This window comes from Gilliamella sp. Pra-s60 (genome assembly GCF_009795755.1).
Lineage (GTDB): Bacteria > Pseudomonadota > Gammaproteobacteria > Enterobacterales > Orbaceae > Gilliamella.
In genome coordinates this window covers 38641-65138 of the sequence record NZ_WTFA01000011.1, presented here as the reverse complement: position 1 = coordinate 65138, position 26498 = coordinate 38641, and the positions used below count along the sequence as shown (strand labels likewise).

Here is a 26498-nt window from a genome sequence, read left to right as displayed (position 1 = left end):
TTTTGGGGGATTTTTTTTGTCTGCACCATACGATTTATCCATCTTATTTAAAACAGAATTGTAGAGGCAGATTATGACCGATAATAAAAAAATGTTATTAACCAGTCGAGATCAAAGTTTAAAAGCTTATTTAATCAATAAAATTAAGCAAAATGGTGGTTGGGTTAATTCGCATATGCATGCAGATCGTGCTTTTACTATTTCGGTTGATAGTTTTGATGTTTATCAAAAACAATCATTAATTGAAAAATGGGATACGTTAGATAAAGTCAAAGCGTCGATGAGCGAAGATGATTATTATCGACATTTTAGTATGGCGGTTGAGCGAATGATTGAACAAGGTGTTAGCGCTATGGGATCGTTTGTTGATATTGACCCCATTGCAGAAGAACGCGCCATTAAAGGGGCATTGCGGGCTAGAGAAACCTATAAAAACGACATCATCATAAAATTAGTCAATCAAACCCTTAAAGGCGTTATTGATAAAGAGGCGCGTTATTGGTTTGATAAAGGCGCTGATTTAGTTGATATTATTGGCGGTTTGCCACGCCGTGATGAGCGTGATCATGGCGAAGGTATGGGACTTAAACATCTTGACGTGTTAATGCAAACTGGTAAATCATTAGGCAAAATGGTGCATGTGCATGTTGACCAATTTAACTCACAAGATGAAATCGAAACAGAACAGCTTACTGATAAAACCCTTGAACACGGTATGCATGGGCGTGTGGTTGCGATTCATAGCATATCAATTACTGCACACAGTTTAGAATACCGCCAAAAACTTTACAAAAAAATGCAAGAAGCCAAAATGATGGTTATCGCCTGTCCGTTTGCTTGGATCGATAGCCCTCGCCGTGAAGAGCATGGCCCTACTCGTAACTCACTAACGCCAGTGGATGAACTCGCTGCTGCGGGTATTCCTGTTGCTATTGGCACGGATAATGTCAGCGATTACATGCTACCATTTTCAACGGGTAATATGTGGGAAGAACTTAAATTATTAGTGACAGGCTGCCGTTATACCGATTTAGATAATGTGGTTAATGTAGCAACTAAAAATGGGCGAATGGTACTGGGTATTGATTGATTTTGGTTAGAGTAAGCTTAACCAAATAGGTTACTCATCGGTATTTATTTGAAAAAATGATGCCGATGAGTGACTGATTATTTCATTGTTTTATTTAATAATTCAATAAAAAACTTCAATAAAATCAATACCTTTCCTGACCACTTTTTAAGCATAATTTCTGAAAAATATTTAAAAGGCTATTTAAATACTTTTTACTAATTAAATAATCGTTAGTTATAGATGTTTATCACAAATAGCCTATAACTATCCCCTCAATAATACTACTCAAAAGTAGAAAATTCTTTATGATAAAAGGGAAAAGAGGATTAAAACACAAAAACAGACAGCGTAATTTTCTGTACAAGGTGTGTGCTAAAAATGGGAGGACATAGTGACAGAATTAACTGCCACCTTGAAATAACAAATAACTAACGCGTTGGATAGATTAAAAAACTTAATTGTCAGAAATAATTAAAAATGATTAAGAAATACTGTAAACAATTTGAGTCATTTTTATATATTACCAATACTCTATTTCTCGGACTACTTTTAGTTCATTTTCTTCTTCGTCCAGTTTTTCGATAATGGTTTCAGTTGTCCAATCACCATACTCATTCCAATTATTATAAGATGATATAGTTTTGTATTGTATTGTTAGGAAATTTCCTACTGATTCAGACTGAGTTATCTTGCCATCAATATCATAAGTAATGTTTTTGTTTAATTTGTAAAAATGTTCTGGAAAGGAGTTATAAGCCATTTCGGTTTGATTGATTAAAAAATCTTTTTGCCAAACATATTTGGTTTCCACATTTAGAGTAGGAGATGTAATTAAGAAACTGACTATTTGGTTCTTTTCATAATTAGTTAAAAACGACGTTTTGCCATCTTGACTAACTTGTTTGATGAGTCTATCTTGCTTATCTAATATTACATCACCATCTTTAATAGAAATAAAAAATAAAGGCTCTTCTGCACTAAACTTTAATTTGTCATAATCAATGTGTTCGTTACTATTAAAAACCGTTGAATTAGTGAATTGAATATCTGAATAAGTGCACCTACCTTTTTCATCTCCATAAATTGTTGTAGTACTTATTATTGAATCATTTAGATAAGTATTAATAGTTTGTTTTTTAATGTATCTTGAATAAGGGGCATATTCAACAAATTGAGAATATTCATTTAAAGCCTGTACTCGATCAAATTTAGGTTTATTATCACATCCCACTAATACAATAATAAAGACATTGAGCAAAATAAATTTATGTATCATTTTTATCTTATAATTCCTTAAATTTTTTATTATAAATAAGTTAATTTTTGTTTGTTGGACATTGATAATAGTATCTTAGTGAGAACCTCACCATATAATACAAATCATCATCTCCAAATTTTTTTACGGCTTCACCATTAAAAGAGTTTGCATATTGCTGAACAAGTTGTTTTACCTCAGGAGCGGAGATTAAGTTGTTTGAACAATATATTAATGGTCTACCTTCCACTTTATTTGCTACGTTTTCAAGATTAAGTGTATTAACAACACCGCTTAAATATGCCATAGCAAATAGGGTTTGATCCTCTTTTTTTGAATCTAAAAGTTTATTGAAATAATTGTAAGATATAGAATGATTAAATACATATTCATTTATCCATTCATAATTTTTATCACCAGTAGCAAACGCTTCAGATGCTATCAAAGCAAATATAAAACTAAATAATTTCATATTAAACCTTCCAGTTAAAATCGTTTTGGTTTGGCTTAGCCTAACAGTTAATTGATTTAAATTCTAATTATTAATTTTTATAATCTCTCTGTCATCAGCATTACACGCTAGCAAATTTAGTGAAAAGCAAAAAATAAGAATTCAGTTTACTCATTGAACACTCATTGACTAAAATGAACGTCAATGAGTAAGTCGTTTTTATTCAATTAAGTTTGAGTTATGTCACTTATAGTAATTATAAATATGAAAGATCTCGAACCATATCTTCAAGATATACCTTTAATTCTGTTAATTGCTGTTCTTCTGCCGCTTGAAGTAAGCTATCTTTGCTTTGTAATGTTCCTTCACTATGATTACGCAAATTTGCTGGTACATTGCCAGAATAGATATAATCGTGCTTTGCAGATGTTTTAACAATATTAAATGATTTACTGTAACTATAGACGCCATGAGCCTCAATTTCAGTCGTCAAGGTAAGTTTGTTGCTGTGAGTCACCGTTTTTAAATTGAATGGTTGATCTTTATAGGTCTTGATTTGATTTTTATTGCCGTTTTCGTCAGTAATTTCAACATATTTATCAAATACTTTTTCGGTTTTGGTTTCGTTGTTAATTGATTGCCCCAGATCTGAAAATTCAACATTTGTCCTGATACGGATTGTGACATCCGCCTGACTTGGTTCGTAAATAATAAATTCTATAAAATCTTTACTTAATATATCTAATACATAAGATCTTAATTCAGAAGAATTATAATAAACTTTAATTTTTCCTTTTTTCTTGTACTTTTCTGCTTGTGAAGTTGCATCACGAAAATAACCATATTGTCGATAAGCTGAAGCTGCTGATGCATAGTATTGAGCTACTTCTCGGAATTGATAACGATGAGTTGCTGTTTTTGCTAGTTGTTGAGCTTGGTCATAGGCCATTTCTGCTTGTTGTTCAGAATATTTTCTATCATTATCAATAGAAAGTTTGTCGCTATCTTTGTACTTACCAAGAGGTTTGTATACAGCCGAAGCATTATTAAATGCGTCCGCAGCCGCTTTATAGTTACCTTGCTTTTCTAGTATTTTACCTTGATCATAATACTCTTTAGCAGCAAGTTGCATATATTTGGTATTGGCATTTTTGTATAACGCTTCAATATTTTTGTAATTATATAGCTCTAAACCTCTATGATATAATTCTGCTTTTTGTTGATAGCTTTGGCTATCTCTGCCAGTTATGGAGTTACCATAATCATAATATTCTTTAGCAATGGTTTGTTCTAGGTTTGTGATATCGTATTTATCATTGAAAAAACTGACTGTTTGGCTATAAAAACGATCTCTTAGCATCATTTTCATTTTAAGTAAGCATTGATAAATATCAATACGATTTTTGTAATCATTGCTTGGTGTACTAGCTAAATTGGTTTCGTAATGAGCCATAATATTACTGACCATCGTTCGTAATTTTTCAGCTTTCTCTTTATCAAATTTTGCTTCGCCTTTTTCCTCAATGCTACTTGTTAATAAATTTATACTTTCTAAATATTTTCCTTCTTTATACGCATCATCAGCGGTACGAACATGACAAGCTGTTAAAAGAAAAATAAATAAAATTGTTATGACTATCCTCATAATATTTCCTTTCAGTTGGTTTTAACTAAATGACCAATTCATTGCAAATAAAACTATTTGATTAGTTGTAACTAATTAAATTACTCAATAATGATTTCAGATTAGCTTATAAAAAGTTTTAGATAATTTATTAACTTTTTTTGCTAAACAACAATTAAATTAAAATTAATAGATTATTATGGAAATAATAGAAGATTAGATAATGATGCGAAAAACTCTCAATAAGGTCCATTTTATTGAGAGTAGAAAACGCTATTTTCTGGTCGTTTTTTTAGCAGTTGCTTGACGTGTTGAACGTTGGGCTTTTGATAAGTTGGTCAATTTAGCTCGTTTAGGGCGCTGCATCCGTTTGTCAGATGATGTTTTGACAAAGCTTTTTTCTTGTTGTGGCATACCTACGATTTGGCGTAGGTAATTGACTGATTCAATATCTAACTCAAGCCATGTACCTCGTGATAATCCTTTAGGTAACGAAATATCGCCATAGCGGATTCGTAATAATCGACTAACCTGTACGTCTACCGCTTCCCACATGCGGCGCACTTCTCGGTTGCGACCTTCGGTTATGACCACATTAAACCACTGATTAATTCCGTCTCCCCCTTGCGCTTTTATTGATTTAAACGATGCAGGACCATCTTCTAGTTGTACCCCTTTACGTAGCTGAAAAATTTGTTGATCAGTGACTTTCCCAAATATTCGCACTGCGTATTCACGTTCAATTTCGTGGCGTGGATGCATTAGGCGGTTGGCTAATTCCCCATCGGTTGTAAATAATAATAAGCCCGAAGTATTAATATCAAGCCGTCCAATATTAATCCAACGTGCATTTTTTAATCTAGGTAAACGTTCAAAAACAGTTGCCCTTCCTTGTGGATCATTGCGAGAACAAATTTCACCCTCTGGTTTGTAATAAGCTAGTACTCGACAAATTTCTTTTTCTTTACTTCTAAGTTGAATCAGATGACCATTGATACGAATTTTCGGATTGGCATTAACATCAACTCGATCGCCTAATGTGGCAATTTTACCATCTACACTGATTTTACCAGCCATAATCATGGCTTCAATTTCACGACGTGATCCATTACCTAAATTAGCTAATACTTTTTGTAGTTTTTCGGTATTATCACGCGTTGATGTTTTTCGTGTTGCTGTTGATGCAATTGGCGTTTTCGGTTTTTCGTTAGGCTTGCTTTCTTTCGCTTTAAACTTAACATTATTCGTCTTTTTGACAAGTTGTGGTAATACCGATCTGCTATTTTTCATATTATCCTCACTGTTACCTTCTCAGGTATCATTTTATCTATTCACACTATTGTCGAAATATCGACAATAAAAACAATTAATTATTCAAATGGTTTGATGTCTCCACTGCCCTGACGAATAATTTCTGGATAGTGATTAGTTAAGTCAATCACGCTAGTCGGTTGTTCACCTATATAACCACCATGTATGATGGCATCAAGTTGATGACCTATTTTATCTTCTATTTCTTCAGGATCAGATTGTGCTTGGTCATCACTAGGTAAAATCAATGTCGTTGTCATTAATGGCTGACCTAATAATTCGAGTAGTGCTAAATCAATTTTATTATCAGGTATACGCAAACCAATTGTTTTACGTTTTTCATTCATTAATCGTCGAGGAACTTCTTTACTTGCTTGTAGAATAAAGACATATTTTCCTGGAGTATTATTTTTTAGTAACCGAAAAGTTGTGTTATCTACAAAAGCATAACTAGATAGTTCAGAAAGATCACGGCACATTAGGGTAAAATGGTGATGTTTATCAAGTTGACGAATTTGACAAATACGCTCAACACCGGACTTATTGTCTAATAAACAACCAAGTGAATAACCAGAATCGGTGGGAAATGCGATAACACCTCCGTCTTTTAATATGGTTACCACTTGCTCTAATAATCGGGTTTGAGGATTATCGGGATGAATATAAAAAGTTTGGCTCATAATGTTTTCAATTTTATCTTTAAAATATGTTAAGTTTCAATTTGATAAGACTATTAATGTTGGTTACCTTTAAACATAAAGCAATTTTTATGTTCAAGCGCTTGCTTACACCCAATCATGCCAAACCGGTGTAACACTACCTGGCAAAGGGGTGGTTTTACCCAAATCTAAATAGGTATCAACACCATGAAAATCCGATCCTTGTGATGCTAATAATTCAAAGTCATTGGCTAATTTTGCTAAAAAACGTAAATCATCTTGTGTTTGTCGACTTTGTGATACTTCAATAGCCGAGCCACCATAACTTTTAAACTCAGTAATTAATGATTTAAGCTTAGTTGCCGTTAAATCGTAACGCGTTGGATGAGCTAATACAGCAATGCCACCAGCCTGATGAATAACATCAACGGCCTCAGCAATGGTGCAATGTTTAGGTGCAACATAAGCATAACCGCTTTTGCCTAAATATTTTTTAAACGCTTGTTTGATATCTTTTACTATGCCTTTATCAACCAAAAAACGAGCAAAATGCGCCCGTGATACGATATCACCTTTAGCATATTGCTGCGCTTGTTCATAGGCATTTTCAATACTGACTTTAGCCAATTTATGACCAATTGCAATAGCGCGTTCTAGTCGTTTTTGTTCTTGCAATGCCAAAAGCGTTAATAGTTTAGGTTGCTTTATATCAATATTTAAGCCAACAATATGAATTTCATTACATTTCCAATAGGTTGATATTTCAACACCACAAATTAGCTTAAGTGGTAGATTTTCATCATTTATGGTTTGTTGTGCTTCTTCTAAACCTTTAATAGAATCGTGATCGGTAATAGCTAAAAGTTCAATTTGATTATTCACCGCTCTTTTCACTAGTTCATTGGGCGTTAAAAGTCCATCGGATGCAGTAGTATGAGAATGTAAATCAACAATCACTTTTTTCTCGAAAATTATTTTTAAACGTGTAATATACCATACAATTTGCTCGACCACTAAAAGGTATATTATGAAAGATCGAATTCGTCTTGCTCAGCAAGATACTAACAATATTATCGAAGAACTATTAGAAGATGGTAGCGATCCTCATGCGCTTTATATCATTGAACACCACGTTTCATCACAAGATTTTGATAAATTAGAAAAAGTAGCAGTAGAAGTCTATAAATTAGGTTATGAAGCAACCGATCCTGATGAAGATATAGACGATACAGGCAATGTTGTTATCGCTTTTGATATTGTTACCGAAAGTCCACTCAATGCTGAACTAATAAATGCTCAAATTGCAGAAATCATCGTACTTACTACTCAATTTGGTGTCAATTATGATGGTTGGGGCACTTATTTTGAAGATGGGAATGATGACGATTTTGATGAAACTGAACTAATGAAAACGCTTCATTAAATATCATCAATTCCCTTTCTTACGCGTTATTCTTATCCAGTAACTGGATAAGAATATTTATAGTTTTTCTAACTTAACGACATAACAAACAAAAAAGAGAAATAATTCACATTTCTCTTTTCTTAATATCTATATATTAACTTTCTGTATCAATTTCATCAAAGCTTTTTACTAGCTCATCAATAGCTTTCATCTGTTTTAAGAAAGGTTCGAGTTTTGCTAGTGGTAAAGCTGATGGTCCGTCACATTTTGCATGATTTGGATCTGGATGTGATTCTAAAAATAGTCCAGCAATTCCAACAGCCATACCTGAACGAGCTAGTTCAGTTACTTGACCACGGCGGCCACCTGAGGCCGCTCCCATAGGATCACGACATTGCAGTGCATGAGTAACATCAAAAATAACGGGTGATCCGTTGCTTGCTTTTTTCATAATGTTAAACCCAAGCATATCCACAACTAAATTGTCATAACCAAAACAACTACCACGATCACAAAGAATGATTTGATCATTACCCGCTTCTTCAAATTTTTCGACAATATTGCCCATTTGTCCTGGGCTGACAAATTGAGGTTTTTTAACATTAATGACCGCTCCAGTTTTAGCCATAGCGACAACTAAATCAGTTTGTCTTGCTAAAAAAGCGGGTAATTGAATTACATCTACGACATCAGCAACAGGCTGACATTGCGCTTCAGTATGGACATCGGTAATAATTTTAATACCAAACTGTTGCTTAAGCTCTTGGAAGATTTTAAGCCCTTCTTCTAAACCAGGACCACGATAAGAATGCACTGATGAGCGATTAGCTTTATCAAAAGAAGCCTTAAAAATATAGGGGATATTTAGTTTATTAGTAACTGTCACGTAATGTTCACAGATTTTCATTGCTAAGTCACGAGATTCGAGCACATTCATACCACCAAATAGTACAAATGGGAGATCGTTAGCGACCGTAATATTACCAACATTGACTTTTTTTTGCTGCATCATAAAATTTTCCTAGTTAGGGTTTAAACCAGCGACCAAGAGTAACTCTATCATTACCACTATAGTCGGTAAAGGTTTCTACTAATTGAAATCCGTGTTGTTTAAAAATGGTTTGTACTGCTTCGCCTTGTTTCCAGCCATGTTCTATTAGTAACCAACCATATTGATTTAAGTGTTTAGTTGCGCCTTGTACAATAAGTTTTATATCAGCTAAACCATCATCTTCTGAAACTAATGCACTTCTTGGTTCATAACGAACATCACCTTGTGATAAGTGAATATCAGTTGGTTCGATATAAGGTGGATTACTGACAATCATTGAAAATTTACGGTTTTTTATTGGTTTATACCAATCACCTTGTAAAAAATAGACATTATTTACCCCTATTTGAGCTGCATTTTGTTGCGCTAATATTAGAGCATCTTTACTTTTTTCAATGGCGGTAAATAAGCAGTCTTGGCGTTCAGTTGCCATAGCAATCACTATCGCCCCAGTACCAGTACCAAGATCCAATACTTCACAAGGTACTTTAGGTAAATATTCTAAACTTAGTTCGACTAATTTTTCAGTATCAGGCCTAGGTATTAACGTCGCACTGGAGACATTAAATTTCAAAGACCAAAACTCTTTTTCGCCAGTAATATAAGCGATAGGCTCACCATTTTTCCTGCGTTCTAAACATTCAGATAAAGCGATCAATTCTTCATCAGTTAGCAATGTTTCACTGAACGCCATTAAAAATGTCCGCGTTTTTTGCGTAACAAAACTCAGTAAAATTTCAGCATCTCGCTTTGGGCTTTCACTATCTGTTAAGGTTTGAGATGCACTTTTAAGCCATTGTAAATAGGTCATTCATCTTGTTCCGATAAAGCGGCTAATTGATCGGCTTGATATTCTTGTACAATTGGTTCGATCAACATGTCTAACTTCCCTTCCATAACTTCATCCAAACGGTAAAGCGTTAGGTTAATTCGATGATCAGTAACACGACCTTGTGGATAATTATATGTTCTGATTCTATCTGAACGATCACCCGAACCTAATAAATTACGTCTTGTAGATGCTTCTTCTTGTTGGCGTTTACGTAGTTCCGCATCTTGAATACGAGCGGCTAAAACTGACATCGCTTTAGCTCTGTTTTTATGTTGCGATCGCTCATCTTGACATTCAACAACGATGCCCGTAGGAATGTGGGTAATACGAATAGCAGAATCTGTTGTATTAACATGCTGACCACCGGCTCCAGATGAGCGATAGGTATCAATTTTTAAATCAGCTGGGTTGATTTCAGGCATTTCTGCTTCAGGGACTTCTGGTAAAACAGCAACAGTACAAGCAGAAGTATGAATTCGACCTTGTGATTCGGTTTCTGGCACACGCTGAACTCGGTGTCCACCCGATTCGAATTTTAAATTACCATACACCCCATCACCACTCACTAACATAATGACTTCTTTATAACCGCCATGTTCGCCATCATTTGCGCTCATAATTTCAACTCGCCAATGGCGCGACTCGGCAAATCTTGTATACATTCGAGCTAAATCACCAGCAAAAATAGCCGCTTCATCACCACCCGTTCCTGCTCTAACTTCAACAAAGCAGTTATAATCGTCATTGGGATCTTTTGGTAATAATAGTACTTGTAATTGTGTTTCTTGTTCTTCAACCCGACTAAGTGCTTCGTTGAGTTCTTCTTGTGCCATTTCGCTCATTTCAGGGTCAGACAGCATCATTTTGGCTGTTTCAATATCCTCTTGGGTTTGCTTCCAGTCGGTAAAACACTTAACTACACCAGTTAATTGTGAATATTCTTTAGACAAAGTGCGAAAGCGATTTTGATCGGCAATAACCGAAGCATCAGACAATAGAGCTTGAACTTCTTCATAACGCTCTTGTAGCGTTTCTAACTTACTGATAATTGAAGATTTCATAAAAATATATTTTTATAGAGATTAGTTGAATTTGCGTGGCATTATATACTTAATTGCCTTGAAAATATAGTTTAGGCTTATCCTTGCAATGCCCAAGCTAATTTATGTAACAAAGAAAATTTGTAATTCATGATAAATCAATATGCTAAAAATGTTACTCGTGTCACAGAAATAAATTTTTAATGTTTTAAAAAAAACAATCACCCTATAACATCCAAAACAGAAAAAAGAAAAATATTGTTTTTTCTTCCTGTTTTATCGTGGGAAATGAGTAATTTTTTCAGCAATTACCACTAAAACTAACATAATAAAAAATACTTATAGTTATTATGATAGCGATCAAATCATTTTATCAGTCATAAAGCGCAGAGGGGTAGTACAATATTTTCTTAAAATAGAAGGATTAGAATCCAGCCAATAAAAAGCTAAAATCAATACTAACTTTATTTATATGAATTCTAAAGATGAAAAAAATAATCATCGGTACTGACATCACATAGGAAAATATTGACATTACTAGATAAATTTTGGGAGGCAAAAATATGAACCAAACTATCTGGAAACTTGAAAATACTTTCAAAAATTATTACTGGGGTAGTGTTGATAATATCCCCAAATTATTTGGATTCAAAAATTCAACACGAGAGCCAATTGCAGAAGTTTGGATGGGGGCCCATACTATGGGGTGTTCTTTAGCTGTTATTAACAAAAATCACAAAATCCGGCTTGATGAACTTATTAAAAATAATCCTTTAGATACTTTGGGTGAAAAAACGACCACTCAATTTGCTTCTCTTCCTTTTTTGTTTAAGATTCTTTCAGCAAATAAAGCTTTATCAATTCAAGTCCACCCAACCAAGATAAATGCCGAACAGGGATTTGAACGAGAAAACTTAATCGGTATTGCAATTGATAGTCCTAGTCGAAATTATAAAGATTCTAATCATAAACCAGAACTGATTTATGCTTTAACACCATTTAAAGCCATGCGTTCATTTCGACCTATTAATGAGATTTTATCTTTTTTTGAAAATTTAGATTTACCTGTTATTAATTTACAAATATCACTTCTTCGGAAAAATCGCACTCCTTTTCAGTTAAAGAAATTCATTGAATTTTTACTTAATCTTTCACAAGAAGATAAAGCCCATGCGATTAAACAATTATTAGTCAATATTACTAAACTTGATCAGGAACCTTATACAACAATTAAATCACTAATTAATGATTACCCGAATGATATTGGTCTTTTTATGCCATTAATTTTAAATATTATAGAACTACAACCTGGACAAGCGATGTTTTTAGAAGCTGAAACGCCTCACGCTTATTTATGCGGTACAGGACTTGAGATTATGGCAAATTCAGATAATGTTTTAAGAGCTGGTTTGACAAATAAATTAATTAATACGCAAGAGTTTATTCAAAATACCAATTTTGAAAGTCTAAAATTAGAACAGTTATTAATAAAACCAGTAAAGATGCAAAATAAAGACATTTTTTCGGTACCTGTAAATGACTTTAAATTTGAAATTATTCAAAGTAATAACCAGCTACATGAAGAGCAAGTAAACAGCCCTCAAATTGTTTTATGCATTACTGGAGAAATAACCATCACAACGAAATCTAAATCATTAACGTTAACAAATGGTGAATCAGCTTTTATTGCATATAATACTAAAATTTATCGATACAAAGGAAATGGTATTTTGGCTAAGGTTTTTAATTAAACTATACCTATATAATATAACTAGTTTTAGGATAATAATTTTACATACTAAAAACAATATATTAACATGTATTAACATATTAATACATGTTATCATCATTATGAGTCATAAAAATAAAATTCCACGTCATCTCTTCATCCAACAAGATTTATTGAAAAAAATTCAATCAGGTGAGTATGCACAAGGTCAATTAATTCCTAAAGAAGCTGAATTGACAGAGATTTATCAAGTCAGTAGACCCACCGTGCGTCAAGCAATTCAATATTTAGTTAATGATGGCTACCTTGAACGTAGAAAACGCCGAGGAACTATAGTCAAACAACAAAAAATAAATCAAGAGTTTACACATATTATTGAAAGTTATGATTTGGAAATGAATAGAAAAGGTCTTCATCCTAAAACACAAGTTATTACATTCAAAATTGATAGAGCAACTAATGATATAGCGAACCATTTAGAAATCAATGAACAAGATGAAATTTATAAATTAGTCCGCTTACGTTATGCAGAAAATAAACCAATTGTATTAGTCACTACTTATTTGCCATTAAAACTTTTACCTGACTTTTTGAATAATGACTTTGAACAAGAAAAGCTATATTCAGTATTACAAAAAATGAATTTTCCAATATTACAAATTCGTAGAAAGCTGGATGTTATCAAAGCTGATGAAACAACAAGTGATTTATTAGATATAGAAGAAGGGAACCCCATTTTTTATTTCCATTCAATTGGTTACACGCATAGAAGAACACCAATTGAATATTCAATTTCTAAATATCGTGGCGATATCAATTCATTTATTTTTGAGTTAAATCACACTGCTTAAACTATAAGTTATGATAAAGATACCCACTTATTAGTGGGTATTTTAAGACGTGAAAAAACTGCTTAGATATAGATTATATTAAATCACAATCATGTCTTTTTTGCTGTTTTTTAATTCTTGTTTTAGCTCTTCAATAATAGTAATACCAGCACTTGTACCTATCCGCTCTGCACCAGCTGCAATCATTTGCTTAAATGTTTTAGCATTACGTATTCCTCCCGCAGCTTTTACCTTTACAGTATCTCCTACATGTTTTTTCATTAATTCAACATCAGCAAGAGTTGCTCCCGAAGGCCCAAATCCTGTCGATGTTTTTATAAAGTCAGGTTTGACTAGAACAGCAATTTTGCACAGTGTTATTTTTTCTTCTTTTGTTAGATAGCAATTTTCAAAAATAACTTTCGAGACTACATTATGTTTGCGACATATATTAACAATTTGAGTCATTTCATCTTCTATATATTTCAGGTTTTTAGCCTTTAATTCAGATATATTAATTACATAATCAATTTCAGTTGCTCCATTTTCGATCGCATTTTGCGTTTCAAAGCATTTTGACTCAATGCTTGTTTGACCAAGGGGAAAAGCAATTGCAGCACCTATATCTACTTTAGTGTGTTTTAATAATCCTGCACATAACTTCGATTGAACCTGGTTAATCGCTACCATTTTAAAATTATAGTCGCTTGCTTCTTTACAAAGCTTTTCCATCATAGCGGCTGTTGCATCAGGTTTTAAATTTGTGTGATCAATAAATTTGCTTAACTCTAATAAAGAATAACTTTTCATAATGTTCCTCACCTTAAATATGTAATTACATTATATTAAAAAAAATAAAATCATTGTCAATACCATTTGTTTTAAAAGCGTGATTAAGCTCTCAATTACTGAAAAACACAACTCAATTCATTTGTTTTAGCAAAAATAATATGTAAATATATATTTAAACAATAATCACAAGGAGTCCATCATAATGAAAATAGTTATAACGTCACATGGCGATTTATGTGAAGGTATTTTAACGAGTTATAAAATGATTGCAGGTGATACTTCAAATATCATTGCAGTCAAACTTGATGAAAACGGAATTGGCGATTTTTCATTTAGATTGACGAAAGTTCTTGACGAACAAATAAGTAATAATAAAGCGGTGATCGTTTTAAGTGACATAATGGGAGGGACTCCTTACAACGAGACATTACGTTACATGCTTGCTCATCCTGATAAAGTTTTTTTATTTGCTGGATTAAATTTACCTATGCTAATCCAAGCAGGCACTTCATTAGAAGAATCCAATACACCGGATATGCTTAATTCAATTTTAGAAGCTGGCAAAACTTCGGTTTTATTGGCTCCGATTACAATAAATAATGATGAAGACATTGATTTTTAATAAATTATAAGATAGGAGCTAGAATTTATGACAATTACATTAACCAGAGTAGATGATCGTGTCATTCATGGTCAAATAATGACACGTTGGACAAAAGTCAGACCGGTGGATGGGATATTAGTTGTAGGTGACAATATTGCCTCGGACGAATTACGTAAACGTGTATTAAAAGCAGCTGCAGGTACATTAAAAATTGGTATTTATACCGTTGAACAAGGTGTAGATAAGATAAAACAAGGTATGGAATCAACAAAAAACTTTTTTTTAATTAGTGATTCACCACAAACGTTTGAAAAACTCCTCAGGGCTGGAGCTAAACTCAATCCAACATTAAATATAGGATGTATGAATACTAGAGAAGGAGCCAAAGTATTAGGACGAACAGTTGCTATTGATGAAAATGACTATAAAGCTTTTGAATATATTGAGGCTCAAGGTATCAAGATTGAATTTCAACTTTTACCAGACGATGAGCCTAAAAGTTGGTCAATTATGAAAAAAAAATATGACACGTTATAAAGTTCATCCATTGAGGAGAATATTATGGAAACAACACTCTTTATTCCAGCTTTACTTACAGGAATATTTTGTTATTTAGGCGCAATAGAATCACCTTGGTTATTTGGTATGTCAGGCGGTTTTTATATTGTAGGTAGACCCATAGTTGCAGGACTATTGGTTGGATTTGCTTTTGGGAATGTACAAGCAGGTGTTTTGTGTGGTTTGGCTGTTCAAGCTGTTTTTATTGCTAATTTATCAACAGGAGGAGCCACTAATAGTGAGATCACTTATGCTGCTTATGGTGGTATTGGTTTAGCTTTAGCAACAACAAAAGAACCTGCTGTAGCTGTAACATTATCGGTATTATTGGGACAAACTTTTGGTTTAATATTTTACAATACTCGAATGGCACTTTACTCCTTCTGGAATAATAAAGCTCAACAAGCTGCAGAACATAATGATACTCGAGGTATTATGTTGAATCATTTGCTTTACCCTCAAGTAACAACATTTTTATTACGTGCCGTCCCTATCTTTTTAGCTATTTTTTATGGTTCAGGTTTAGTTGATTGGCTATTAAGTAATGTCCCTGAAGTTATCACAAAAATTATTTCTGTTTTAGGTGGCGTCTTACCTGCGCTTGGTATTGCCATGTTAATGAATATAGTTATTAAGTCAAAAATTCAGCTTATATTCTTTTTTGCTGGTTTTGTTTTATTAGCTTTTGCCGGTTTAAGTATGATCGCGTTGGTGTTTATTTCTGCTTTAGTTGCTTACTTATATTATATGGCAATTAACAAACCAACTACTTCAGCTGTTAAAGAATCTAGTAACTCAAATTCAGATGTTTTTGAAGATGATGATCTATTTTGATAGGAGAATTAAAAATGCACAAAAAAACGAATGACCAATCAAAATTAACCAAAAAAGAATTACGTCAAATTTGGTATCGATGGGGATTTACTCATTTATCATCTATGAGTTATGAAAAGTTACAAGCACATGCTTGGGCATTTTCTTATATTCCATTCGCTGAAAAGTATTACAAAAATGATCCTGAAGCAAAACGTCGATTACTAACAAGACATTCAATGTTTTACAATACAGAACCACAAACAGGCCAAATTATAAATGGTATTGTTGCTTCAATGGAAGAAGAAATAGCATTAGGAAATAATGTGCCAGAAGAATTACCAGTGAATATTAAAGCTACATTAATGGGTCCATTAGCTGGTATAGGTGATTCTTTAATTCAAGGTATTATCGTTCCTATTTTGTTATCAATCGCTATGGGAATGGCAGCTGGAGGAAATGCGATTGGTCCGATTTTTTATATTTTATCTTATGGTATTTTAGGTCCTTTAATTTCTTATATGAGCTTCCATTATGGCTATAAACTTGGTGTAAATGCCATTGATAATATTATTGGCGATAATGTAAAACGAATTACCGATGCTTTTAATATATTGGGAATTATGGTAGTTGGAGGTCTTGCTGCTGGTAATATTGTGCTAAACTCACAACTAGAAATTCCAATGGGTGATAGCATACGGTCATTACAAAGTGTACTTGATGGTATATTTCCCAAAATACTACCTTTATCTATGGTTTTACTTGCTTGGTGGTTAGTATCTGCGAAACAAATGACAGCCACAAAAGTTATCTTAATTCTGACTGCTATTACATCACTTGGTGTAATTATTGGTATATTTTAATCTAATAAGTAAATAAATATCAGAAGTCGAAAAAAATAAAAATGCCGTTAGTTTAAACTAACGGCATTTTATTAAGTAAATAAATTATTTATTGTTACTATTTCTTCTTCGCTTTAGCATTTGGTAAATCAGTGACAGAGCCTTCATAAATTTCAGAGGCTAAGCCAATTGATTCATGCAATGTTGGGTGAGCATGAATTGTTAATGCAATATCTTCGGCATCACAACCCATTTCAACAGCTAAGGTGATTTCACCAAGTAATTCACCGCCATTTGCGCCAACAACTGCACCACCTAATAGGCGATTATCTGCTTTATTGAAGATCAGTTTTGTCATCCCTTCAGAGCAATCAGAAGCAATAGCTCGTCCTGAAGCTGCCCATGGGAAGATTGATACTTCATAATCAATACCTTTTTCTTTCGCTTCTTTTTCAGTTAAACCAACCCAAGCAACTTCGGGTTCGGTATAAGCGATAGAAGGAATGGTTTTTGGATCAAAGAAGTGTTTTTTACCTGCAATTACTTCTGCTGCCACATGACCTTCGTGTACGCCTTTGTGCGCAAGCATTGGTTGGCCAACAATATCTCCAATTGCATAGATATGTGGAACATTGGTACGCATCTGTTTATCGACTTCAATAAATCCGCGATCGGTAACATTAACGCCAGCATTTTCTGCACTAATTAATTTACCATTTGGTGTACGACCAATAGCCACTAATACCGCATCATAAGTATGGGTTTCGGTGGTACCGTCTTTCTTTTCCATGGTGACATAAATAGCATCATGTTTTGCTTCAACGGTAGTAACTTTAGTTTCCAATCGTAAAGTGAATTTCTTTTGGATCTGTTTAGTAAAGACTTTAATCACGTCTTTATCGGCAGCCGGAATCACTTGGTCAAACATTTCAACTACATCAACTTCTGAACCAAGCGCATGGTATACAGTCCCCATTTCAAGACCTATAATTCCACCACCCATTAATAATAATTTTTTAGGAATAGTGGTTAAAGCTAAGGCATCTGTAGAATCCCAAATACGAGGATCATCATGCGGAATAAAAGGCAACTTAATTGGACGAGAACCCGCTGCAATAATTGCATTATCAAAGGTGATTTTAGTAATTCCTTTTGAAGATGTCACATCCATGGTATGACTACCTGTAAATTGAGCTTCACCTTGAATCACATTGACTTTGCGCATTTTTGCCATACCGGCAAGTCCATTAGTTAGCTGGCTTATAACTTTTTCCTTCCAACCTCGGACTTTATCAAGTTCCAATCTAGGTGTACCAAAGTGGATACCATGTTCGGTTAATGATTTGGCTTCATCCATTACTTTAGCAACATGAAGCAATGCTTTTGATGGAATACAGCCTACATTTAAACAAACACCACCAAGTGTTGAATAACGTTCAACAAGAGTAACTTCTAATCCAAGATCGGCTGCACGGAACGCAGCGGAATACCCCGCTGGTCCTGCACCCAAAACAACAACTTGAGTTTTAACTTCTTGACTCATAATATTTCCTCCTACATCACTAAACGACGTAAGTCGGATAAGACGTTAACAATATGGCTTAAGAAACGCGCGCCATCAGCACCATCAATCACACGGTGATCAAATGATAATGATAAAGGTAACATTAAGCGTGGTGTAAACTCTTTACCATTCCAAACTGGTTTCATGCTAGAGCGAGATACACCTAAAATACCGACTTCTGGCGCATTAACAATTGGTGTAAATGAGGTTGTACCAATACCACCAAGACTAGAAATAGTGAAGCAGCCACCTTGCATATCGCTACCAGTTAATTTACCTTCACGTGCTTTTTTAGAAATTGTAGCAAGCTCACGAGAAAGCTCAACAATACCCTTTTTATCAACATCTTTAAATACTGGCACGACAAGACCATTTGGTGTATCAACAGCAACACCAATATTAATGTATTTTTTGATAATTAAGGTTTGGGCATCTTCAGATAATGAGCTATTAAAGCGTGGATACGCTGTTAATGCACTTGCTACCGCTTTCATGATAAACACAAGTGGCGTGATCTTAAGATCAAGTTTCTTCTTGTCTGCTTCTGCATTTTGTTGCTTACGGAATGCTTCTAAATCAGTAATATCCGTTTCATCAAATTCTGTCACATGCGGAATCATTACCCAGTTACGGTGTAAATTGGCACCTGAGACTTTTTGGATCTTCGTTAATGGTAAGCTTTCAACTTCACCAAATTTACTGAAATCAACTTTAGGCCATGGTAATAAACCAGGTAATGCACCACCAGTAGCACCACTTTCAATTTGTTTTACCGCATTTTTTACATAAGTTTGAATGTCTTCACGTAAGATACGATGTTTAGGCCCCGTTGCAGTAACTTTAGCTAGATTAACACCAAATTCACGTGCTAAACGTCGAACCGATGGTGTTGCATGTGCATAGGCATCATTTTCGACAAAATCGTTACCTGCTGGCGTTGCTGCCACAGCGGCTGTCACTGGTGCACTACTACTTGTAACAGGTGCTGCTGGTGCTGGTTTTTCAGCCACAGCAGGAGCTGCGTTAGCAACTGTAGCAGGAGCATTACTTGCAACAGTTTCAAATTCCATAATTTTGGAACCTGTTTTTACTTTATCGCCCACTTTTACCGTAATGCTTTTAACTGTACCGGCAATAGTTGCAGGAATTTCCATTGACGCTTTATCACCCTCAACAGTAATTAACGAATCATCAACAGATATAGTATCACCTACTTTTACCAAGATTTCGGTCACTTCAACTTCGTCACCACCGATATCAGGTACATTAACATCAACCGTTTGGCTAGCTGTCGCCACCGCAGGTGCTACTTCAGATTTTGGTGCTTCTTGTGCTGGAGCAGGGGCAGCCGATGCAACTCCGCCCTCTTCATCAAAGACCATGATGTCAACACCTGTTTTGACTTTATCACCAATTTTTACTGAAATGGATTTGACAATACCAGCTTGTGGGGCTGGAATTTCCATTGACGCTTTGTCACCTTCGACAGTCATGATTGACTGATCTGCTTCAACTTTATCACCAACATTAACCAGAATTTCGGTCACTTCTACTTCATCACCACCGATATCAGGTAATTTAATTTGAATACTCATTATGACAACCTCTTATGCAATTCTTGGGTTAAGTTTATCAGCATTGATTTCGAACTTTTTGATCGCTTCTTCAACAACACTTGTGTCAATATCACCGCGTTTAGCAAGTTCACCCAATGCAGCAACAACAACATAAGATGCATCGACTTCAAAATGATGACGTAAATTTTCACGGCTATCACTGCGACCAAAACCATCTGTACCAAGTACTCGGTAACTTTCAGCTGGGACAAATCCGCGAATTTGTTCAGCAAAGAGCTTCATATAATCAGTTGAAACCACAGCAGGGTTGTTATTCATAATCTGAGCTACATAAGGAACTTTAGGTGTTTCACTTGGATGTAACATATTGTAACGTTCACAATCTTGTCCATCACGAGCAAGCTCTGTAAATGATGTTACGCTATAAACTTCAGAGCTAATACCATAGTTTTTCGCTAAGATATCAGCTGCTTCACGTACATGACGTAAAATTGAACCAGAACCTAATAACTGTACCGTCGGTTTACCTTTTTGACCTTCAACAGTATCAAGTTTATAAATACCACGACGAATACCTTCTTCTGCATCTTGTGGCATTGCAGGTTGTGCATAATTTTCATTAAGTGTTGTAATGTAGTAATAAACATTTTCTTGCTCACCATACATACGACGTAAACCATCTTGCATAATCACAGCAACTTCATACGCATAAGCTGGATCGTATGATATACAATTAGGGATGGTTAATGCTTGAATGTGGCTGTGACCATCTTGATGTTGTAAGCCTTCACCATTTAGTGTTGTACGACCAGAAGTACCACCAATCATGAATCCTCGAGCTTGCTGGTCACCCGCTGCCCACATTAAATCGCCAATGCGTTGGAAACCAAACATAGAGTAATAAATATAGAATGGGATCATTGGGAAGTCGTTAGTGCTATATGAAGTTGCTGCAGCTAACCATGAAGCAGTCGCACCACATTCATTGATTCCTTCCTGCAGAATTTGACCTTTTTCGTCTTCACGATAGTAAGCCACTTGCTCTTTATCTTGTGGTGTATATTGTTGACCATGTGGGTTATAAATCCCAATTTGGCGGAATAAGCCTTCCATACCAAAAGTACGAGCTTCATCAGCTAAAATTGGCACTAATCTTGGCGCTAATTCTTTGTCCTTAAGCATAATGTTAAGTGCACGAACAAACGCAATTGTAGTTGATATTTCTTTCGATTGAGCTTCAAGTAATGGCGCAAATTCGCTTAATTCAGGAATAGAAACTTTTCCTGAAAAATGAGTTAATCTTGAAGGGATATAACCATGTAAGGCATTACGGCGCTCATGAATATATTTGTATTCAGGAGTGTGCTCTTCAAATTTGATGTAAGGCAATTTTTCAAGCGCTTCATCGGTTACTGGAATATTGAAGAAATCACGCACATGACGCACACCATCCATATTCATTTTTTTCACTTGGTGTGCAATATTTTTCGCTTCAGCAGCTTCACCCATACCATAACCTTTAATGGTGTGAGCTAAAATAACTGTTGGACGATCTTTTGTTTCTTTTGCACGTTGAAATGCAGCAAACATTTTAGCAGGATCTTGACCACCACGGTTTAATCTAAAGATTTCTTCGTCAGACATGTCTTTAACTAATTCTGCAGTTTCAGGATATTTACCAAAGAAATGCTCACGAACATAAGCACCATCTTTAGATTTTAAGGTTTGATAGTCACCATCAAGCGTTTCATTCATCAATCGGATTAATTTACCAGACTTATCCTTTTGAAGGAGTTTATCCCAACGGTCACCCCAAAGAACTTTGATGACATTCCAACCAGCTCCTCCAAAAACGCCTTCTAATTCATTAATTATTTTACCATTACCGGTTACTGGACCATCTAATCGTTGTAAGTTACAGTTGATAACAAACACTAAATTATCGAGTTTTTCACGTGTTGCAACAGTAATTGCCCCTTTTGATTCTGGCTCATCCATCTCGCCATCGCCTAAGAAAGCGTAAACAGTTTGTTCAGAGGTATCTTTAAGACCACGATGATTTAAGTATTTTAAGAATCGTGCTTGGTAAATAGCACTAACAGGACCTAATCCCATAGAAACAGTTGGAAATTGCCAAAATTCAGGCATTAATTTAGGGTGAGGATAAGATGATAACCCTTTGCCATGCACTTCTTGACGGAAATTATCGAGTTGTTCTTCAGTTAAACGACCTTCAATAAAAGCTCTCGAATAGATACCCGGTGAAATATGCCCTTGGAAGTAAACTAAGTCACCACCATCTTTTTCATTGCGAGCACGGAAAAAGTGGTTAAAACAAACTTCATAAAATGTAGCAGCAGACTGGAACGATGCCATGTGCCCACCAAGTTCTAGATCTTTTTTTGAAGCCCTTAGTACCATCATAATTGCATTCCAACGAACAATTGAACGAATGCGTCTTTCTATTTCCCAATCGCCAGGATAAGCAGGTTGTTCTTCTACTGGGATAGTATTTATATAATTACTTGTTGAAGAACCAAAAAGTAGTGGCACACCACCATCTCTCGCTTTATTGACTATTTGTTCAATAATATACTGCGCACGTTCGATTCCCTCTTCGCGAATAATTGACTCAACACTTTTAAGCCAATCTTGAGTTTCAATGGGATCGATATCATTCATTTGCATGTCTGACATATAAAAACCTCTTTTTTGTTTAGAAAAATGCAGTATTTGCTATCCTTAATTAAATTGAAAAACATAACTAAACAAGCTAAAACTCTGCATTATGGAGCTTTATTCGTATCAGTCTGCCATTTATAAAAAAAAAGTAAAGCAAACTGCCTCTTTGAAAAGAATGTTAATTCCTATCAAATTAATCAACTATTTCAATACTAATAATTAAATCAACATTATTTATTTGATAAATAACAACATTTAACTTAATAGTAAATATAAATATTATTTTTAATAGCTATACTGAGAATAACTACAAGTTGTCAAGTTATTATAAAATCTGTTATATAACTGTAAAAATTACGGTAATACTACTTGAAGATAACAAAAAAAACTATGATCATTAATAATATCATAATCAAAGACTTAAAAATTAAACCATATGCGTACACCTATCAAGCTATGCATAACTTTACGAAACAACGTAATGAGAATTCCTTTGATGAAATCTGGTTAGTCGAACATGAACCTGTATTTACACAAGGTAAAGTTGGTAAAGCTGAACATATATTAAATCAGACGAATATTCCCGTTATTCAAACCGATCGCGGTGGACAAATTACTTATCATGCTCCAGGTCAACAAATCATGTATATTTTATTTGATTTAAAAAGACTTAAAATAGGTATCCGAGATGTAGTTAGTTATTTAGAAAATAGTGTCATTCAAACATTGCTCCATTATGGTATTATAGCTCATGCAAAACCTGATGCACCGGGTGTTTATATCAACCAAAAAAAAATTTGCTCACTTGGTTTGCATATCAGTCGAGGTTGCACTTTACATGGACTTGCATTTAATGTTGATATGGACCTTTCCCCTTTTAATAACATTAACCCTTGTGGCTATTCCGGATTACAAATGACTCAACTGAAAGAATATGTCTCTAAAATTAACCATAAAGAGATAAAACAACTATTAACTAATAACTTTATTAAACAGTTACCTCAAAGGTAAGATACTAATTATGCAAAATAATGAAACAATAATCAGAAGCACAAAATATCGCGATGCAGATAAAACACGCTTAATTCCAACAATAACATTAGAAGATGCAGCGCCACTAAAAAAACCAGAATGGATGCGAATTAAATTATCTGCTCACTCTGATAATATTGCGCACATTAAAAATACTATGCGCAAACATGGATTACATTCAGTTTGTGAAGAAGCTTCTTGTCCTAATTTAGCTGAATGTTTTAATCACGGTACAGCTACTTTTATGATTTTGGGCGACATTTGTACCCGCCGCTGCCCTTTTTGCGATGTCGCACATGGAAGGCCATTACCACCAGACAGCAAAGAACCAATTAAACTAGCACAAACCATTCAAGAAATGAAATTACGGTATGTTGTTATTACCTCGGTTGATAGAGATGATTTAAAAGATGGTGGAGCTAGCCATTTTGCTAATTGTACTCGAGAAATAAGAGCATTAAACCCAAATATAAAGGTTGAAACATTAACACCTGACTTCCGTGGTTGTATTCATGAAGCAATTGAAGTTTTAAGTGATAATCCACCTGATGTATTTAATCATAATTTAGAAAATATACCTCGCTTATATAAGAGAATCCGTCCTGGCGCTAGCTATGAAGGATCACTTAAATTATTGGCAGCGTTTAAAGAACAACATCCAGAAATTCCTACAAAATCTGGTTTAATGGTAGGACTTGGTGAAACCAATCAAGAATTAGTTCAAGTGTTAAAAGATCTGCGCAGTCATGGTGTTACTATGTTGACACTTGGTCAATATTTACAACCAAGTAAATATCACTTACCAGTGGAGCGTTATGTTTCACCACAAGAGTTTGAAGAATTGAAGCAAACGGCGTTAAATATGGGATTCACTCATGCCGCTTGTGGACCATTTGTGCGTTCATCTTATCATGCTGATTTACAGGCAATGGGCAAAGAGGTGAAGTAATCTTCACCTCTTTTATTATTCCATTCAAAAATTAAATCAATTATCTACTACCATAAAACGGCGATTTTCGGTAACGATTTGTAAAAAAATCGGTAAGCTAATTTTTTCGCCTTTTCGTAATTTACCATTAAGATCATAAATTTTAGAACGCCCAAAAGCATCTAAAACTACTGTTTTATCATCATACAGTGCAGCAATAGTATTTTCACTACCTGCAACTAACCATTGTCTAGAATTAAGATTAAATAGATTTCTACCTTGGCTATACTGTTTTGGCGGTGTAGTAACATAAAATACATCTTGCATTAATGTACGCATAATATCAGTTTGCGAAGTTACTTCTGTTATCTGGGCTTTCCCTTTATTTGGCCATGACATAATTAAAGGTACTTTTAATGATGCTCGATTAAAATCATTACCTACATTGCGTAATGCTAATTTTTTTGCTTCATCAATTTTAATATCATTCGTTCCAGTAATAATAATAACCGTATTATTATAAGCATTAGATAATTTTAAATAAGCAATTAATGATTCAATATACTGATCTAGCTTTTTAGCATCAGATTGTAGTTCAGATATCGAAACTTTTTTGTTTATATTACCTAATGAATATTGGATTATAGAAAACAAAGGTGCATGATTATCAAGCTTATTCTGTTCTTCATGCCATGCCATCCAGTTTTCGGTTATTTTTTTATTAGATTGTTTTTTAGGTTCTGGTATTGAAAAATTAGATAATAATGCAGAACGATATAATGGTTCTGCAAAACCATCTGCTGAAAATAATCCCAAATTATATTGCTGGTTAGTAACAACATCGAACAATACAGACGGTTTATGCCCGACGAGAATACTGTTGTAGTAATTCGGATCCAATCCATAAAACAGTGAAAAATCATTCAAATAAGATTGATTACTTGCACCATAGTGATTAATAAAAACAATATTATCTTGAGAAAACTCATTAAGCCACGACATATGTTTAGTTAATAAATTAGTATTCCATCCATCAATAACAATCATTAATACGTTATTTTTTATTGGTGGTTGATCATAAACAATGCGCCCCAAAGGATACTCAATTGTCATTGCAAACGGATTTCCTTCTTGAGTAATACGATCGTGATAATCATTTTCTTTCATGAAACCATAACGCTCAAGAAAGTGACGAGCGGTTAAAGGATAAGAAAGCGGAAGGCTTGAACGCTGCATAGTAATTGGTCGATAAAAATTAGCATCCGCCCAGATATGAATCAAATGAGAAGTAATGAAGCAAACAATAAAAATTATAACGACTGGTTTAGCGTAGCGTTTACGTTTACTTAAACTACGTAGTTTTTTCCAGCTCCAGGCTGAAAATAAGATCTCAATCAATAAAATAAATGGTATAGCAATAAATACTGTACTCAAATAAGAAACTTTTTGTGATGAAAACAATTGCCAAATTGATAAATTAAGATGCATCCTAAAATGAGAAAAAACTTGAATATCAATAATCAGTAACGAAAGCCCTACTGTTGCAAAAAATGTCGCAATAATCCTTTGCCATCGAGAAGAATGAATAAAAAAGCTTAACGGAAAAATTAAAATTAAATAACCAACAAAAGTTAAATAACTAAAATGACCAATAGCACTAATAATTGCATAAAATCGCCCCATAAAGGTACGAGGCCAATCGGCAATAAGTAAATATTGACTACCAAGTAAAATGACAACAAAAATATTAAACAACGTAAACCAGTGACCCCAGCTAACAATTTGTGAGGCACGATCGTCTTTGAAGTAAGTATTTTTGATTTTGAGCATATTTAATTGTTGATAAT

24 protein-coding genes are annotated in these 26498 nt (G+C 34.3%); 10 read left to right on the top strand and 14 right to left on the bottom strand.

Annotated features, from left to right (window positions below):
* Nucleotides 1-73: 73 nt before the first annotated feature.
* Nucleotides 74-1090: an amidohydrolase family protein gene (locus GQ596_RS08405; protein WP_202112472.1), complete on the top strand. Its 1017-nt coding sequence runs from the start codon at nt 74-76 to the stop codon at nt 1088-1090.
* 502 nt (nt 1091-1592) lie between these two features.
* Here GQ596_RS08405 and GQ596_RS08400 read toward each other — a convergent pair.
* The 6 genes from GQ596_RS08400 to GQ596_RS08375 all read right to left on the bottom strand — a co-directional run bounded on the left by GQ596_RS08400 (nt 1593) and on the right by GQ596_RS08375 (nt 7329).
* Nucleotides 1593-2348 (bottom strand): hypothetical protein, encoded by a 756-nt coding sequence (locus tag GQ596_RS08400; protein WP_160401228.1) that lies wholly within the window; start codon nt 2346-2348, stop codon nt 1593-1595.
* Nucleotides 2349-2388: 40 nt separating this feature from the next.
* The gene (locus tag GQ596_RS08395; protein ID WP_160401227.1) at nt 2389-2799 is read right to left on the bottom strand and encodes a hypothetical protein; all 411 of its coding nucleotides are present in this window, start codon (nt 2797-2799) and stop codon (nt 2389-2391) included.
* Nucleotides 2800-3034: 235 nt separating this feature from the next.
* Nucleotides 3035-4423 (bottom strand): hypothetical protein, encoded by a 1389-nt coding sequence (locus GQ596_RS08390; RefSeq protein ID WP_160401226.1) that lies wholly within the window; start codon nt 4421-4423, stop codon nt 3035-3037.
* Between the two features lie 252 nt (nt 4424-4675).
* Complete coding sequence (gene rluB / locus GQ596_RS08385) at nt 4676-5692, bottom strand: 23S rRNA pseudouridine(2605) synthase RluB (RefSeq protein WP_160401225.1); 1017 nt, start codon at nt 5690-5692, stop codon at nt 4676-4678.
* 80 nt (nt 5693-5772) lie between these two features.
* Nucleotides 5773-6393, bottom strand: coding sequence for an L-threonylcarbamoyladenylate synthase (locus GQ596_RS08380; protein WP_160401224.1), 621 nt, complete (start codon nt 6391-6393; stop codon nt 5773-5775).
* Between the two features lie 105 nt (nt 6394-6498).
* A complete protein-coding gene (locus GQ596_RS08375) occupies nt 6499-7329 on the bottom strand; it encodes a PHP domain-containing protein (protein ID WP_202112471.1) in 831 nt (276 codons plus the stop codon).
* A gap of 70 nt (nt 7330-7399) precedes the next feature.
* On the opposite strand from GQ596_RS08375, the gene rraB reads away from it, so the two are divergent.
* Complete coding sequence (gene rraB, locus GQ596_RS08370) at nt 7400-7795, top strand: ribonuclease E inhibitor RraB (RefSeq protein WP_160401223.1); 396 nt, start codon at nt 7400-7402, stop codon at nt 7793-7795.
* Nucleotides 7796-7931: 136 nt separating this feature from the next.
* On the opposite strand, the gene kdsA is transcribed toward rraB, so the two are convergent.
* From kdsA to prfA, 3 genes are read right to left on the bottom strand one after another with little or no spacing between them, the layout of a single operon-like run.
* Nucleotides 7932-8786, bottom strand: coding sequence for a 3-deoxy-8-phosphooctulonate synthase (kdsA, locus tag GQ596_RS08365; protein WP_160401234.1), 855 nt, complete (start codon nt 8784-8786; stop codon nt 7932-7934).
* Nucleotides 8787-8802: 16 nt separating this feature from the next.
* On the bottom strand, nt 8803-9639 hold the full coding sequence (prmC, locus tag GQ596_RS08360; protein ID WP_160401222.1) for a peptide chain release factor N(5)-glutamine methyltransferase: 837 nt from the start codon (nt 9637-9639) through the stop codon (nt 8803-8805).
* Nucleotides 9636-10721, bottom strand: coding sequence for a peptide chain release factor 1 (gene prfA, locus GQ596_RS08355; protein WP_160401221.1), 1086 nt, complete (start codon nt 10719-10721; stop codon nt 9636-9638). The genes prmC and prfA overlap by 4 nt, the downstream gene beginning before the upstream one ends.
* A gap of 542 nt (nt 10722-11263) precedes the next feature.
* Here prfA and manA point away from each other — a divergent pair.
* Both manA and GQ596_RS08345 read left to right on the top strand, forming a co-directional pair.
* Nucleotides 11264-12451, top strand: a complete 1188-nt coding sequence (manA, locus tag GQ596_RS08350) for a mannose-6-phosphate isomerase, class I (protein WP_160401220.1) — start codon at nt 11264-11266, stop codon at nt 12449-12451.
* Between the two features lie 100 nt (nt 12452-12551).
* Nucleotides 12552-13280: a GntR family transcriptional regulator gene (locus GQ596_RS08345; protein ID WP_160401219.1), complete on the top strand. Its 729-nt coding sequence runs from the start codon at nt 12552-12554 to the stop codon at nt 13278-13280.
* Nucleotides 13281-13358: 78 nt separating this feature from the next.
* Here GQ596_RS08345 and deoC read toward each other — a convergent pair whose 3' ends face one another.
* The gene (gene deoC, locus GQ596_RS08340; protein WP_160401218.1) at nt 13359-14069 is read right to left on the bottom strand and encodes a deoxyribose-phosphate aldolase; all 711 of its coding nucleotides are present in this window, start codon (nt 14067-14069) and stop codon (nt 13359-13361) included.
* A 184-nt stretch (nt 14070-14253) separates the two neighbouring features.
* Here deoC and GQ596_RS08335 point away from each other — a divergent pair, with 184 nt between their 5' ends.
* From GQ596_RS08335 to GQ596_RS08320, 4 genes are read left to right on the top strand one after another with little or no spacing between them, the layout of a single operon-like run.
* A complete protein-coding gene (locus GQ596_RS08335; RefSeq protein ID WP_160401217.1) occupies nt 14254-14673 on the top strand; it encodes a PTS sugar transporter subunit IIA in 420 nt (139 codons plus the stop codon).
* Between the two features lie 27 nt (nt 14674-14700).
* Nucleotides 14701-15192 carry a PTS sugar transporter subunit IIB gene (locus GQ596_RS08330; RefSeq protein WP_160401216.1) on the top strand — a complete coding sequence of 164 codons (492 nt, stop codon included), beginning with the start codon at nt 14701-14703 and terminating at the stop codon, nt 15190-15192.
* Between the two features lie 24 nt (nt 15193-15216).
* Nucleotides 15217-16047 (top strand): PTS sugar transporter subunit IIC, encoded by an 831-nt coding sequence (locus GQ596_RS08325; RefSeq protein WP_160401215.1) that lies wholly within the window; start codon nt 15217-15219, stop codon nt 16045-16047.
* Between the two features lie 14 nt (nt 16048-16061).
* Complete coding sequence (locus tag GQ596_RS08320; RefSeq protein WP_160401214.1) at nt 16062-16889, top strand: PTS system mannose/fructose/sorbose family transporter subunit IID; 828 nt, start codon at nt 16062-16064, stop codon at nt 16887-16889.
* Nucleotides 16890-16986: 97 nt separating this feature from the next.
* Here the strand turns inward: GQ596_RS08320 and lpdA are convergent, their stop codons facing one another.
* Genes lpdA through aceE form a run of 3 tightly spaced genes read right to left on the bottom strand, consistent with a single transcriptional unit; the run spans nt 16987 to nt 22706 of the window.
* Nucleotides 16987-18411, bottom strand: a complete 1425-nt coding sequence (gene lpdA / locus GQ596_RS08315; protein WP_160401213.1) for a dihydrolipoyl dehydrogenase — start codon at nt 18409-18411, stop codon at nt 16987-16989.
* Nucleotides 18412-18422: 11 nt separating this feature from the next.
* Nucleotides 18423-20027 (bottom strand): pyruvate dehydrogenase complex dihydrolipoyllysine-residue acetyltransferase, encoded by a 1605-nt coding sequence (gene aceF, locus GQ596_RS08310; RefSeq protein ID WP_160401212.1) that lies wholly within the window; start codon nt 20025-20027, stop codon nt 18423-18425.
* 12 nt (nt 20028-20039) lie between these two features.
* Nucleotides 20040-22706 (bottom strand): pyruvate dehydrogenase (acetyl-transferring), homodimeric type, encoded by a 2667-nt coding sequence (gene aceE / locus GQ596_RS08305; RefSeq protein WP_160401211.1) that lies wholly within the window; start codon nt 22704-22706, stop codon nt 20040-20042.
* 375 nt (nt 22707-23081) lie between these two features.
* Here aceE and lipB point away from each other — a divergent pair, with 375 nt between their 5' ends.
* Nucleotides 23082-23702 (top strand): lipoyl(octanoyl) transferase LipB, encoded by a 621-nt coding sequence (gene lipB / locus GQ596_RS08300; protein WP_160401210.1) that lies wholly within the window; start codon nt 23082-23084, stop codon nt 23700-23702.
* Nucleotides 23703-23712: 10 nt separating this feature from the next.
* Complete coding sequence (gene lipA, locus GQ596_RS08295; protein WP_160401209.1) at nt 23713-24672, top strand: lipoyl synthase; 960 nt, start codon at nt 23713-23715, stop codon at nt 24670-24672.
* Nucleotides 24673-24708: 36 nt separating this feature from the next.
* Here lipA and GQ596_RS08290 read toward each other — a convergent pair whose 3' ends face one another.
* On the bottom strand, nt 24709-26481 hold the full coding sequence (locus GQ596_RS08290; RefSeq protein WP_160401208.1) for a DUF3413 domain-containing protein: 1773 nt from the start codon (nt 26479-26481) through the stop codon (nt 24709-24711).
* Nucleotides 26482-26498 lie beyond the last annotated feature (17 nt).

What these genes read in the sequence shown, in the direction of transcription:
- GQ596_RS08335 (WP_160401217.1), top strand. Translation starts at nt 14,254, where the DNA reads ATGAAAATAGTTATAACGTCACATGGCGATTTATGTGAAGGTATTTTA.
- aceF (WP_160401212.1), bottom strand. Translation starts at nt 20,027, where the DNA reads ATGAGTATTCAAATTAAATTACCTGATATCGGTGGTGATGAAGTAGAA.
- lpdA (WP_160401213.1), bottom strand. Translation starts at nt 18,411, where the DNA reads ATGAGTCAAGAAGTTAAAACTCAAGTTGTTGTTTTGGGTGCAGGACCA.
- rluB (WP_160401225.1), bottom strand. Translation starts at nt 5,692, where the DNA reads ATGAAAAATAGCAGATCGGTATTACCACAACTTGTCAAAAAGACGAAT.
- GQ596_RS08330 (WP_160401216.1), top strand. Translation starts at nt 14,701, where the DNA reads ATGACAATTACATTAACCAGAGTAGATGATCGTGTCATTCATGGTCAA.
- deoC (WP_160401218.1), bottom strand. Translation starts at nt 14,069, where the DNA reads ATGAAAAGTTATTCTTTATTAGAGTTAAGCAAATTTATTGATCACACA.
- prmC (WP_160401222.1), bottom strand. Translation starts at nt 9,639, where the DNA reads ATGACCTATTTACAATGGCTTAAAAGTGCATCTCAAACCTTAACAGAT.
- GQ596_RS08380 (WP_160401224.1), bottom strand. Translation starts at nt 6,393, where the DNA reads ATGAGCCAAACTTTTTATATTCATCCCGATAATCCTCAAACCCGATTA.
- lipB (WP_160401210.1), top strand. Translation starts at nt 23,082, where the DNA reads ATGATCATTAATAATATCATAATCAAAGACTTAAAAATTAAACCATAT.
- GQ596_RS08395 (WP_160401227.1), bottom strand. Translation starts at nt 2,799, where the DNA reads ATGAAATTATTTAGTTTTATATTTGCTTTGATAGCATCTGAAGCGTTT.
- prfA (WP_160401221.1), bottom strand. Translation starts at nt 10,721, where the DNA reads ATGAAATCTTCAATTATCAGTAAGTTAGAAACGCTACAAGAGCGTTAT.
- GQ596_RS08290 (WP_160401208.1), bottom strand. Translation starts at nt 26,481, where the DNA reads ATGCTCAAAATCAAAAATACTTACTTCAAAGACGATCGTGCCTCACAA.
- GQ596_RS08405 (WP_202112472.1), top strand. Translation starts at nt 74, where the DNA reads ATGACCGATAATAAAAAAATGTTATTAACCAGTCGAGATCAAAGTTTA.
- GQ596_RS08345 (WP_160401219.1), top strand. Translation starts at nt 12,552, where the DNA reads ATGAGTCATAAAAATAAAATTCCACGTCATCTCTTCATCCAACAAGAT.
- lipA (WP_160401209.1), top strand. Translation starts at nt 23,713, where the DNA reads ATGCAAAATAATGAAACAATAATCAGAAGCACAAAATATCGCGATGCA.
- GQ596_RS08400 (WP_160401228.1), bottom strand. Translation starts at nt 2,348, where the DNA reads ATGATACATAAATTTATTTTGCTCAATGTCTTTATTATTGTATTAGTG.
- kdsA (WP_160401234.1), bottom strand. Translation starts at nt 8,786, where the DNA reads ATGCAGCAAAAAAAAGTCAATGTTGGTAATATTACGGTCGCTAACGAT.
- GQ596_RS08320 (WP_160401214.1), top strand. Translation starts at nt 16,062, where the DNA reads ATGCACAAAAAAACGAATGACCAATCAAAATTAACCAAAAAAGAATTA.
- manA (WP_160401220.1), top strand. Translation starts at nt 11,264, where the DNA reads ATGAACCAAACTATCTGGAAACTTGAAAATACTTTCAAAAATTATTAC.
- GQ596_RS08325 (WP_160401215.1), top strand. Translation starts at nt 15,217, where the DNA reads ATGGAAACAACACTCTTTATTCCAGCTTTACTTACAGGAATATTTTGT.
- rraB (WP_160401223.1), top strand. Translation starts at nt 7,400, where the DNA reads ATGAAAGATCGAATTCGTCTTGCTCAGCAAGATACTAACAATATTATC.
- GQ596_RS08390 (WP_160401226.1), bottom strand. Translation starts at nt 4,423, where the DNA reads ATGAGGATAGTCATAACAATTTTATTTATTTTTCTTTTAACAGCTTGT.
- aceE (WP_160401211.1), bottom strand. Translation starts at nt 22,706, where the DNA reads ATGTCAGACATGCAAATGAATGATATCGATCCCATTGAAACTCAAGAT.